The following is an 11779-nucleotide window of genomic DNA, read 5'->3' as shown; positions in this document are numbered from 1 at the left end:
CGTCATGTATAGATGATCACGGCTCGGACAGGCAGGGGCCGGCAGGGCATCAACAGCGTGTATCAGATCAAAGTCGCACGAGATGCCCTCTTAGAGGCCGATGCCCGTGACCCAGCCGGAGTCGGTGATGCCCATGGCGTGACAGGATCCATCCTGAGTCGGTCGGGAGCAGCGACGTGAGAGCCACGAGGTGGTCGTCTGCCATCCACAGCACCGCCCGGTCGCCGGGGTCGAGAACACTCTCCTTGATCGGCGGTCAGCCGAGCGGCGAACCGTCGAAGGAGTAACTGAAGTCGTAGAGCTTCCTGCCGCCGCCGACTCGGCTGAGGGCGGCGGCGTGCCGGGCCTCCTGGTGGTCGACGTACGACACGACCCTGCCGACCGCGGGTCGACCTTGTGCCCGGGGGCGGGCTTGGGCACGGCAAGGCCGGCAACTCCGCCCTCGTAGGCCACGACCGGGTCGAGTGCCATCTGCACCACGTAGGTCTCGGTCGGCTGTGGGCTGGCACTCGCGGTGCTGGTCCCCGGCACGATGGTGAGTCCCATGGGCACTACGCCCAGCGCAACCGGCGCGGTTGTCCGCTGCTGCCACGTACTAGCGGTTTGGTCGTTCGGGCCACGCGGTCCTTCCCTGCCGGCGGGCCGCTTCCGAGCATCCAACGACCGGAGTCGATATCTGCTGTGCGTGCAGCCTCGTGACTTACTCATCGGTCGCCCCTGTCGGAGTCATGCCATGTCGGAGAACCCGCCATCTCGTGGGTTTGGGACGAGGACCCGGAAACGCCGCACGGATATGACGCGCTGACCATCAGTTAGCCGCGAGTTGACCGGAGTGCTCCCGAGTTGCCCATGCCGCCGGGTAGACCCACCTGTGCCGCATCATCCATGTTGGTCTATAGCCCACGACCGTGGGGTGTCGTGCGCGTCCTGTCTCTGCGGCGCGCTAGTACATGGAGGTTCCGTGCACACACGAACCAGACATGCGAGACGCGCGTCAGTCGTGACAGCGGCTTTCGCGGTTCTCGCGACAGCGATGGCGAGCGCAGTACCCGCGTTCGCCGCGCCGTCGACCACAGCACCGTCAGCCAACCCGGCCGACAAGCTCACCTCGGCCGTCGAGAAGACGCTCACCACGCACGACTCGGCGGACTTCTGGGTGAAGCTGTCGGCGAAGGCCAACCTGGACGCGGCGTCGAACAACGCCGACTGGGGCAAGCGCGGCCAGCACGTCTACGACGCGCTCACCAGCACGGCCAAGACGTCCCAGGCCGACGTGATCCAGCAGCTCGAGGCGAACAACGCCGACTACGAGAGCTTCTGGATCAGCAACCGCATCCTCGTCGAGGACGGCACGCTGGAGCTCGCCAAGGAGCTCGCCGCGCAGTCCGAGGTCAGCCAGATCACCGAGACCACGAAGTTTGACCTCGTCGAACCGGTCAAGCGCGAGAAGGCGCCGGCGAACGCCCCGGCCACGGTCGAGTGGGGCCTCGACTTCATCAACGCCCCTGAGGTCTGGGCCCAGGGCTTCACGGGCGAGGGCATCGTCGTGTCGAGCGTCGACACCGGCGTCCAGTTCGACCACCCGGCGCTCGCCGACGGTTACCGCGGTCGGCAGCCCGACGGGACAATCGTCAACAACTACAACTTCTTCGACTCCTCCGGGCGGTGCGGCGCCGGCAATCCGTGCGACGTGAACGGGCACGGCACCCACACCATGGGCACCATGATGGGCGACGACGGCCAGGGCAACCAGATCGGTGTCGCGCCCGACGCGCAGTGGATCGAGGCCAACGGCTGCGACACCTGCTCGGACGCCGACCTGCTCGAGTCCGGTCAGTGGATCACCGCGCCGACCCGCACGGACGGCACCGACGCCGACCCGGCGATGCGGCCGCACGTCGTCAACAACTCGTGGGGCGCGGTCGCCGCCGGGGCCATCGACGACTGGTACCAGGACATCACCGACGCGTGGGCTGCCGCCGGCATCTTCGGCGCCTGGTCGGCGGGCAACAGCGGTCCCGGTTGCCAGACGACCTCCTCGCCGGGCGCGAACACTACGAACTACTCGACGGGCGCGGTCGACTCCTCGGGCCGCATCGCGTCCTTCTCCTCGCGCGGTCCGGGTGAGGGCGGCGGGATCAAGCCGAACATCTCGGCCCCGGGCGTGGCCGTTCGCTCCTCGGTCCCCGGTGATGGGTACGCGCTCTACAACGGCACCTCGATGGCCGCCCCGCACCTCGCGGGCGCCGTCGCCGTACTGTGGAGCGCCGCACCGGCACTGATCGGCGACATTCCGGGCACCTGGGAACTGCTGAACCAGACCGCCCACAACGTCGACGACACCTCCTGCGGCGGCACCGCCGAGAACAACAACGTCTACGGCGAGGGCACGCTCGACCTGGCCGCGCTGATCGACGCTGCGCCGATCGGTGACATGGGCACCGTTGACGGCACCGTCACCGAGACCGACGGCGACCCGATCAGCGGGGCGCGCGTGACGGTCGACGGCGAGCACGACCGTACCGTCACCACCGGCACGGACGGCACGTACTCCGTCCGCGTCGCCGTGGGCGACTACCAGGTCTCGGCCTCGGCGTTCGGCTACCTGCCGTCTGCCCCGACCGGCGCCACGGTCACCGTCGACGCGACCACCACGGTGGACATCGACCTCGAGGCCACGCCACGCCACACCGTGACCGGCACCGTCACGGACGTCGCCACGGGCAACCCGTTCGTCGGTACCACGGTGAGCATCTCCGCACCGATCGACCCGGTCACCACCGACGCCAACGGCGCGTTCGCGTTCGCCGACGTGCCCGAGGGCACCTACACGATCTCGATCGAGGGCGGCACCTGCACGAGCGCGTTCTCGGAGGAGGTCGTCGTCGACGGTGACGAGACGGTCACCGCCGAGATCGCCCGTCGGTACGACGACTTCGGGTACTTCTGCACGGTCGGCAGCGACGGGGCCGCCACGGGTGACACCCTTGTGAACCTGACCGGTGACGACGCGGCGACCACGGTCCCGCTGCCGTTCTCGTTCCCAAACTACGAGGGCGACTACACGACGGCGTACGTGACCACCAACGGCCACGTGAACTTCGCCGGGCTCTCGACCGCATACAGCAACACCGCGATCCCGAACAGTGCCGCACCTAACGCCGCGATCTACCCGCTGTGGGACGACCTGTACTTCGACGCCTCGTCGGGTCTCTACACCGCGACCACCCAGGTCGACGGCGTGGACGCGTTCGTCCTCGAGTTCCGGAACGTCACGTTCTACGCCAACCGCGCCGACCGGACGAACTTCTCCGTGACCCTCCTAGAAAACGGTGAGATCGAGCTCGGCTACGGGGCGAACTCGGGCGGAGCGGCGGCCGGCAGCTCGGCCACGGTGGGTATCGAGAACGAGAACGGCACCATCGCCCATCAGTTCTCCTACAACACCCCGGCGATCAACGCCGGAATGTCGATCCACTACGACTCCGCGCCACGAGGCACGGTGGCCGGCACGGTGACCGACCGGAACACGGGTGCGCCGATCTCCGGCGCGACCGTGGCGGTCTCTTCCGAGGCCCAGAGCAAGACCGTGACCACTGGAGCGGACGGCACGTACTCGACGTCGGTCCTCACCGGTGGCTACTCGGTCGAGATCACGGCGCCGAAGTATGAGGCTGCCACCGGCTCGGTCATGGTTACCGAGGACAGCACCGTGAGGTTCGACGCCGCGCTGGCCGCGGGCATGGTGACCATCGCTTCGGACGGCGACACGCACGCCGAACTGCCGATGGGCGGTTCGCACACCGAGGAGCTCACGATCACCAACGAGGGCACCGCCCCGGCGTCGGTCGAGCTGGAAGCCCGCAGCGGCGAGTTCGCGCCGCTCGCCACGGGTGCTCTCACGGCGGTGAAGGGTAAGGCGACCGTCCCGGCGTCGGTGGCCCCGAAGGGGAAGCTGTCGGCGGCCGGCTCGTCGATGTCGCGTTCGAACGTCAAGGGCGAGTCGGTGACGCCTCAGGCGGCGCCGATCCCGGCCGACGAGAACACCATCACGCACTCCGCGTCGCAGGCGATCATGACCGGCAACTCGGCGTCGTGCAACAACGGCCTCACCACCCGGAACAACTCGTACCTGCGGACGTTCACGCTGGCCGACTTCGGGCTCAACGGCCTGGACGTGTCGAGCGTGTCGTTCGGGGTGGAGACGAACCAGGGGAGCCAGCCGCTCTCGGTCAACCTCTACACGCTCGAGGGCGAGCTGCGGTACGCCAACATGACGCTCATCGGCTCGGCCGACGCCACGGTCCCGGCCGGTAACGGCACTCTGGTGACGGTCCCGGTCGAGGGCGCGGTTCCGTCCGGTGGCACCCTGGTGGTCGAGGTGAGCGTCCCTGCGGATGGCTACTTCTTCATCGGCTCGAACAACGCCGGCCAGACGGCTCCGTCGTACATCGCCTCGGTGGACTGCGGCATTTCCGAACCGGCCGACACGTCGTCGATCGGCTTCCCGGGCATGCACATCGTGATGAACGTGACGGGTAGCACGGGCGGCGCTCCGGCGGACTGGGTGTCCTTCGACAACCCGTCCGTCACGCTCGAGCCGGGCGAGTCGGTCACGGTGGAGGCGACCATGTCGGCCGACGTCGACCAGCCGGGCGCGTACTCCGCCGCGATCGGTGCCAGCACCAACACGCCGTATAACGTGGGTGAGGTGCCGGTGTCGATGAACGTCACCGCCCCGAAGTCGTGGGGCAAGGTCACCGGCACCGTCACCTCGGCGGCCACCGGCGAGCCGTTGGGTGGCGCCATCGTCCAGGTGACCGGCGGCAAGGGATACCGCCAGACGCTGGTCACCGAGGACGACGGTACGTACGCGTACTGGATCAACTCGACGGTGAGCCCGCTCACGCTGGTCGTCGCGGTCCAGGGCTACGCGCCTGAAACGGCGAAGGTCACGCTCAAGGCGGGCAAGACGGTCACGGCGGACTTCTCGCTCGACCCGCTCCGGTAGCGCGTACACGGGGCGCCGTAGCGCGCGTCCCGTAGCGTGCGTCCTGTACGACGGCGGCCCGGTCACCATCCAGGTGGCCGGGTCGCCGTCGGTCATCGAACGGACCTGAGCGGCCTGCTCCGCCGGCATCAGGATCAGGGAGACCCCCGACTCGGTGGCCCCGGTCGACGTGACGATGACCGTCTCGTCGGTGACTAGCACCGCGTCGGGGGTGGCCGAGCTGCTCGACCAGCCAGTCACGCACGTCATCGCGGACGGCGTCCGGGTCCCACACGGCGTACGCAGCAGCCGCTGCATCGCCTGCGGATCGGCGTGACCAGCCCGTTCGGCCAACGACCAGCAGGTCTTGCGTTCTGTTTTCGACAGCAGCCCTTCCACAAACTGCGCCGCTGTCGCACGTGGCTCCGCCCGAGCGAACCGGGCAGCGACACGCGTCACCGCTTCGTCCAGAATGACCCGCCATCGGTCAAGGTCTAGGCTGTGGCTCACGGCCACCGCACGATGCTCGGTGTCCTCGCAAACCATCGATGATCCGAAGGTTCGTTGGCTTCTGGTGGCTGTCGCGTCACCGTGCGACAAGAATGACGAGCGTGATCAGCGATCTTCTTGCTGAAGTGGCCGAGACCTTGGACAGCACGACTCGCGTCCAGGTCATCGACTCAACCGGGCCGGGTGAACCAACTCGCAAGCGGCGCAACCGTCGTCCGGTCCTCGCTGACCAATATGACCCAGAGGCGCTGATGCAACTGCGAGCAGCGCTGGCACTGTCGCCTGGCTGTGCCAAGGGACTGACATCGTCGTGGGGCATACTCAATATGCTTGCTGCCCACCATGCGACCTGATCGTCGACCATTGGCGCTCACCGCCGTGGTGGGAGGTTTCCTGCTCCTCGGCTTCCTCGACTTCTTGTGAATGAAGTTGGTGCCGTACCCCTTTGCCTAACTCGGCAACTCCACGGCCACGTGGGCAGTTGCCGCCTTCGCCTTCGGGTGCCGGGTCCGATCGGGCTGGGTGCGCCCGGCTCTGGGCGCCGCCGTCCTGCTCGTCGTAGCGGTGACCAGCTACTACCTGGCGGCAACGCTCACTCAGGGAGACGACCTGTTGGTCCACCTGACGGCTCGTGCGCGACGAGCGGCATCGTCAGCCCTCGAAGGAGGCGATCTGTGGCTGCTCGCCCGGTCCGAGGATGAAATAGCCGAGCATCGTGGTTCATAGTCACGGTCATGGGCGGCGGACGATCTGCCCGGCGTACGGTTTCGTCGCCGTCCTCGACGGCCCGCAGGACTCCGACCTAAGGTGACGATGCCCCTCAGGCGAACGGGACGGTGGTCGCGATGAAGCGGTCGGGGCGCACGATCGTCGCTTGCCCTTTTGCAAACCTATCCACGTCGGCGAAGACGGCGCCGTGCGTGGTGAGCCACGCCCTGGTGCCGGGGTCGAGGCTGCCTGCCTTGCCGCAGATAACGCCCCACCGGTTGCCCAGCAGCGCGTCGAGGTTGGTGCGCCGGCCGTCAACGACGAGCGGGGCATCGGGCAGCTGCCGGGTGCCGTCGGGGAGGCGCTCAGGCGCTGCGGCTGCCCTGGCTACGCGCGCGTCGAGGCCTGGGAGCATCCCTGCGGTCCGCACCAACCCGCGCAGCGCGGCTGCCGTGAAACGGTTGCGGCCGAGCATGACCCGGCCGGTGAGTAACGCCGTGCGGGTCATCCGCGCCACGGCCGGCCGCCGCTCGCGCTCGTAGCGGTCCACGTCGCCGGGCGCGTCGGCCAGCAGCCAGGACAGGGTCGCGACATCGCGTAGGCCGGCGCCGAGGCCCTGACCGGTGAACGGCGGCATCGAGTGCGCGGCGTCGCCGGCGAGCAGCACGCGGCCGCGGCGCCATGCCGAGGCCGTACGGGCATGGAACGTGAACACCGCGGCCCGCTCGACCCGCAGCGCCGCAGGATCCGCCCATGGCTGGATTAGCTCGTCAATCCGCGCCACCATGCCGACCGGGTCCTCGTCGGGCAGCAGCATCCACTCCCACCTCCGAACGCCCGGTCGCTCGAACGTCACCATCGGCCGGGCCGGGTCGAGCACGTGGGAGAACGTCGGCTCGCCAGTGTTGGGCTCATCGGTGCGGGCGTCGACCACCAGCCACGGCTCCGGGTAGCTGACGCCGTCATAGGAGGCCCCGATGAGGCCCCGCACGGTGCTCGACGCCCCGTCGCAGCCGACGAGCCACGAGGCGGTCAGCGTCGAGCCGTCGTCGAGCGTGACGGCGACGATGTCGCCCGACTGCTCGAGCGCCGTCACCGACCGACCGGTGTGGAGGTGCACCGTGGGCATCCGCGCCAGTCGGTCGCGTAGTGCCCGCTCCAGGCGGGGCTGGTCGAGCATGACGCCAGCCGGGACGCCATCCGCCAGGCGAAGCGTCAGCAGCGGGCGGCGATCGGGGCCGAGCAGTTGCGAACGGCGCAACGGCGTCGCCCACTCGTCCCAGTCGTCTAGGCCGTCAATGCGGCGGAGGATCCGCTGCACGTGCGAGTCGAGGACCGCCGCCCGCGGGTGGGCGTGCGGCCCAGACCGGGCGTCGGACGCCGGGTCCACGACGACGACGCGGATGCCACGGTCGCCGAGCAGTGCGGCGAGCACCGCTCCGACCGGTCCACATCCGGCAATCACCACATCCGCGTCCATGGGTCGATGTTCTTTGCCAACGCTCATGTTTGGCAAGGCTTGGGGGGTGTAGTAGTCACTTGCCGATCCGTTTGCACAAGCCGGCGGGCCACCCACGAGCCATAGGCTGGTGTGACCTCAGAGTGAACCAGGCCAACCGGGGCTGTGCCGACCCGGCGAAACGCGGTACCTGAGCCCGATCTGTGCGATTCCCAAATTGACAGCCTAGGAGCCACACGTGGGAGCCACCGGGGCGAACTGGGCGGGACGGACCGGAACGGATCGAGTTGCCGAGTGTCTGAGGACCAGGACGAGGCGGACCGGACCGGACGGCCTGGACATGGTCTTGGGGATCTACGGATCAGAAGGTTAGGGGTTCGAGTCCCTTCGGGCGCACAGCAGGTCAAGGGCCGGTTTCCCGTCACGGGCGACCGGCCCTTGATCTTTGTGACCCCCACGGCTGACCCCTACGCCTACGCGTCGAAGAGGAACCCGAGGCGGTCCACCGCGTCTTGCTGTACCCGCCGAGTCTCCTCTACGTAGATCGACTTCGTGACCGTTGGGGAGCTGTGCCCGAGCACGTCCTGAATCCGTTCGAGCGGCACTGCCTGGTCGTAGAGCAGCGTCGCGCACGAGTGGCGTTGGTCTGTGACGGGCGGTACAGCCGGCGCAACCCGGACGGGCGGGCTGCGTTTAGCACCTGGCGACCTGCTGGAGATCTCATCGGCGCTGCGGGTCTCTGAATCTACCGACGATGGCTCAGGCGCCCGCGTCGCTGACTTGGGAGCATGAATGCCCGGACAAGGTCGCCTAGCCGGACTTGTAACCCCCGTCCCGAGACTGATCTGTCATGGAGGTCCTGGGATCGGGCAGACCGTGCGGGCGTACAAATCCGGCGCATGAACGTCGAGGGTGCTTGCGAGTTACTGGCGGCGGACGTATATGACGAGGCCGACGGCGAGGCCGACGGCGATGAGGCCGGCCAAGGCGACGAGGCCCACCCCGATCAGCAGAAGCGGTGAGAAGACGGCGTTCCTCACGACCGCCGCGGTGTTGGCGTCAGTGTCGTTGGCGGAGGTGTTGCCGCTGCCGACGGCGGTGGCGCTGGGCCTGCTGCTCGGCGTGGCGCTGGGCCTGCTGCTCGGCGTGGCGCTGGGCCTGCTGCTCGGCGTGGGGCTGGGCCTGCTGCTTGGCGTGGCGTCGGGCCTGGTGGTCGCGGCGTGCGGCCTGGTGGTAGCGGCGGGCTTGGGCGCCACCTCGGGTGGCGGTGGCCGGTTCGAGATGTGGATCTCACCACGCGCCGCCGGGTCCCCTCCCTCACAGTGCTGCTCGAACGTAGCGTCGAAGGTCTGCACATAGCCTCGGGGACCGAAAACCGCTTTGATGATGGTGACGGAGCCGGTCAGCTCGTTGCATCCCCGCCCTTCGCCACTCAGTTCCAGGCCTGGGCCGGTCCCGTTGAACGGGTGCCGGTGCGCGGCGGTATAGGTGCGCGGGACGAGAACCTGCGTGCCCGGTGCGTCGAAGGTGAGGGTCCACCAGTCGCCGTTGTAGGCGTTGACCGAGATGCTGACCGTGCTACCGGTCGAGCTGGAGACGGTCAACGCGTCGCCGTTGCTGGTGGAGTACGAGTACGACTTACCTTGGCTGATGTAGTCACCGCTGTCTCCGCTGAAGCTTAGAGACCCGGTGGCCACTGTCTGTGCATGGGCCGTGCCGGCCACGAGTAGGCCACCAACGGCCGCCGTGAGCGACAGGGCAGCGGCCAGGACGCGCCGCCGCCATAGCATCTTCATGCTCTGCCTCCCCACGTGGATGACCGTGTCTCGTCGCGGGGTGCATGGCGTCGGCCAGTAGCCCGGCCTCGACCGGCACGGTCGGTGCGAGCGGCCTGGTCCCAGCTAGGGCTACGGAACCAACAATCTCTCGCCACCAGCACTTCCTCACCTACCGACTAAACCGGCGCTACGTACAGTCCAGCCGTCCGAATATGATCAAAACCAGCACTAGATCAGACACTCCGTCAAGACCTGGTGTCAAGGATCGTGTGAACCGCCCCGCGTCTGGTGGAGTCCTCAGACTGTGACCAGGGCTTGCTGGTCGGGGTGGTGGTGAGCGTAGAACATCGATTCGTACTCGGTCCGCGGCAGGTAGCCCAGGGCGGAGTGCAGCCGGTGGTGGTTGTACCAGTCGACCCATTCGGCGGTGGCCAGTTCGACCTGGGCGAGGCCGCGCCATGGTCGCCGGGGCTTGATCAGCTCGGTCTTGTAGAGACCGATCGTGGATTCCATCAGCGCGTTGTCGAGGGCGTCGCCGGACGCTGCCGATGGACGCGTCGATGCCGGCGTCGACGAGGTGGGTGGTGAAGCGGAACGACGTGTATCCGGCATCCGAATGGTGGATCAGCCCCGTCTCGACGGCTACCAGCGCCAGTAGCCGGGTCCGGCAAACGCGAACGCCCCCACCACCTCACGGCAGCGGGGGCGTTCCGGTGAAGGTCAGGCGTCGAAGCGGACCCGGCGGCGGCGCGCCACCACCAGCGCCACGCCAGCCAGCACCGCGATCACACCGACGGCGCCGAGCGCAGTGGCGTTGACACCGGTGACGGGAAGGCCGCCGCCCGCGCCCGGCGCGGGGCTGGTGGTCGGCGGGGCGGTGTTCGGCTTGAGGGGGTTGGACTCGCAGCCAATCCCCGGCGTGCCCCTGTTGCCGTCCAGGCCCCACGGGTCGTTGTTCACGTCCACCAACGTGACCCGGTACTTCACGTCGGAGCAGTTAACCGTGCCGGGAGGGTTGGGGAAGTCGGCGCACAGGTTCTGCTCAGTGCCGGTGTAGACGTACGCCTCGCAGTCGCGCGGCTGCTCGGGCTGGCTGGTCGGCGGGGTGGTCGGCGTCTTCGTTGGTTCGGCGCCCGGCTCGACCGCCTGGAAGTCGACCAGCTCGTCGGAGATCCGCAGGTCCGACACCACAACCGTGCCGGGGGCGGCGACGTTGTCGTACACCACGCCGGCCTGCCCGATGGTCCCGGCCGCCGGAATCTTGAACGTGATCGTGCCTTCCTCGCCGCACTGTGTGCCGGCGGTGATGTTCTGGTCCCACGAGTTGGTGTTGGTGCCGTTCACGACCACGAAGACACGGGGCGCGCCGCCGCTGCACGCCGCCCCGTCGGACAGCGCGATGGAGAAGCGGACCTCGTCGCCGGCCTCGACGTCAACGCCGAGGTTCGCGGCCTCGACCGACGTGTTGTTGCCGACCAGGGTGATGGAGTGCTTGCTGGTGATCGACGAGTCACCGTTGGCCGTCCACACCGCATCACCGGGCGCGGCCTGAGCGGGACCGGCCAGAGCCAGGGACGAGAGAACGAACGCGCCGACCGCGGCGCCGATAATCTTGAGCGTGCGCATAGAACTCCTTGGCTGAGTGTCGGTTCCCGCTCGCCGGCGGGACCTGGGCAGTCCGACTGGATCAACGACCGCCCAGACCAGGCACAACGCGAGGATCACTACTATCAGTCGTCAATCCGCGACGGTCACCTGTTTGGCCGGGGACGGTCGGTCGCGCGGCCCGCAGCATGCACGCTGGACGACAGAGCGGATCGGCTGTTCGGCCCATGCCCGGCTCCTGCACGCCTACCTCGCAGCGAAGTTCCGGGCACGGGCGACCCTGAGGGAATGCCTGCTGCACCACCCTCAACGCCAACCCGGGAACGGCGACCAGTGGAGATTGACATCCAGTACGCGTTGATGCAGGCGGCCTACGAGGCCTGGGACACCAACGAAGCGCAGCGGGTCGAGGGCTTCGACAACATCATCGTCATCCCCGATACCGTCCTGAACGAGGTTCACGCCCTCGCGGCCGCCGAGGGCGGACACCTGGACCAAGGGCCTCTGCCGAAGTTCTGGATCGAGCATGAAGGCCGGCGCGCCCAGATCGCATGGATCGTCGGCCCGCAGAACCCGCCCACCGAGAGGTGACCAGTATCGGCGATCGCGTGGGGCGGGCGTGCTCCCCGGTGCGGTCGCGGGGGCCGCACGGCGGGGATAGAACGCGGCTGAGGCCCGGACCGCCAACGGTCCGGGACCCAGCGTGCGTCTGTCAGCTCTGGTCGCCGT

9 protein-coding genes and 2 pseudogenes are annotated in these 11779 nt (G+C 68.2%); 7 read left to right on the top strand and 4 right to left on the bottom strand.

Going from position 1 to position 11779, the window contains the following annotated elements:
• Positions 1-1033 precede the first annotated feature (1033 nt).
• The 4 genes and pseudogenes from ACFYPS_RS33970 to ACFYPS_RS33955 all read left to right on the top strand — a co-directional run.
• The gene (locus tag ACFYPS_RS33970) at positions 1034-5011 is read left to right on the top strand and encodes a carboxypeptidase regulatory-like domain-containing protein (RefSeq protein ID WP_387330197.1); all 3978 of its coding nucleotides are present in this window, start codon (positions 1034-1036) and stop codon (positions 5009-5011) included.
• A 190-nt stretch (positions 5012-5201) separates the two neighbouring features.
• Positions 5202-5327 carry a hypothetical protein gene (locus tag ACFYPS_RS33965; protein WP_387330194.1) on the top strand — a complete coding sequence of 42 codons (126 nt, stop codon included), beginning with the start codon at positions 5202-5204 and terminating at the stop codon, positions 5325-5327.
• A gap of 265 nt (positions 5328-5592) precedes the next feature.
• The gene (locus tag ACFYPS_RS33960) at positions 5593-5853 is read left to right on the top strand and encodes a hypothetical protein (RefSeq protein ID WP_387330191.1); all 261 of its coding nucleotides are present in this window, start codon (positions 5593-5595) and stop codon (positions 5851-5853) included.
• Positions 5854-5965: 112 nt separating this feature from the next.
• Positions 5966-6226: pseudogene (locus ACFYPS_RS33955) on the top strand (hypothetical protein); the annotation flags it as partial.
• Positions 6227-6320: 94 nt separating this feature from the next.
• Here the strand turns inward: ACFYPS_RS33955 and ACFYPS_RS33950 are convergent.
• Together ACFYPS_RS33950 and ACFYPS_RS33945 are read right to left on the bottom strand one after the other, a co-directional pair.
• Entirely contained in the window at positions 6321-7784 is a 1464-nt protein-coding gene (locus ACFYPS_RS33950; RefSeq protein ID WP_387330188.1) for an FAD-dependent monooxygenase, read from the bottom strand.
• A gap of 356 nt (positions 7785-8140) precedes the next feature.
• Positions 8141-8386: a tyrosine-type recombinase/integrase gene (locus ACFYPS_RS33945; RefSeq protein WP_387330203.1), complete on the bottom strand. Its 246-nt coding sequence runs from the start codon at positions 8384-8386 to the stop codon at positions 8141-8143.
• Between the two features lie 180 nt (positions 8387-8566).
• On the opposite strand from ACFYPS_RS33945, the gene ACFYPS_RS33940 reads away from it, so the two are divergent.
• Both ACFYPS_RS33940 and ACFYPS_RS33935 read left to right on the top strand, forming a co-directional pair.
• Complete coding sequence (locus tag ACFYPS_RS33940; protein WP_387330185.1) at positions 8567-8689, top strand: hypothetical protein; 123 nt, start codon at positions 8567-8569, stop codon at positions 8687-8689.
• A gap of 28 nt (positions 8690-8717) precedes the next feature.
• Positions 8718-9026, top strand: a complete 309-nt coding sequence (locus ACFYPS_RS33935; RefSeq protein ID WP_387330182.1) for a hypothetical protein — start codon at positions 8718-8720, stop codon at positions 9024-9026.
• A 716-nt stretch (positions 9027-9742) separates the two neighbouring features.
• Here the strand turns inward: ACFYPS_RS33935 and ACFYPS_RS33930 are convergent.
• Both ACFYPS_RS33930 and ACFYPS_RS33925 read right to left on the bottom strand, forming a co-directional pair.
• Positions 9743-10079 (bottom strand): annotated as a pseudogene (locus tag ACFYPS_RS33930) (integrase core domain-containing protein); the annotation flags it as partial.
• Between the two features lie 86 nt (positions 10080-10165).
• Entirely contained in the window at positions 10166-11071 is a 906-nt protein-coding gene (locus tag ACFYPS_RS33925) for an LPXTG cell wall anchor domain-containing protein (protein WP_387330179.1), read from the bottom strand.
• Between the two features lie 312 nt (positions 11072-11383).
• On the opposite strand from ACFYPS_RS33925, the gene ACFYPS_RS33920 reads away from it, so the two are divergent.
• Entirely contained in the window at positions 11384-11641 is a 258-nt protein-coding gene (locus tag ACFYPS_RS33920; protein WP_387330176.1) for a hypothetical protein, read from the top strand.
• Positions 11642-11779: the final 138 nt, after the last annotated feature.

Origin of the sequence: Micromonospora sp. NPDC005087, assembly GCF_042872965.1 — a bacterium.
Classification (GTDB): Bacteria; Actinomycetota; Actinomycetes; order Mycobacteriales; family Micromonosporaceae; genus Micromonospora.
This window is presented reverse-complemented; position numbering and strand designations above follow the sequence as displayed.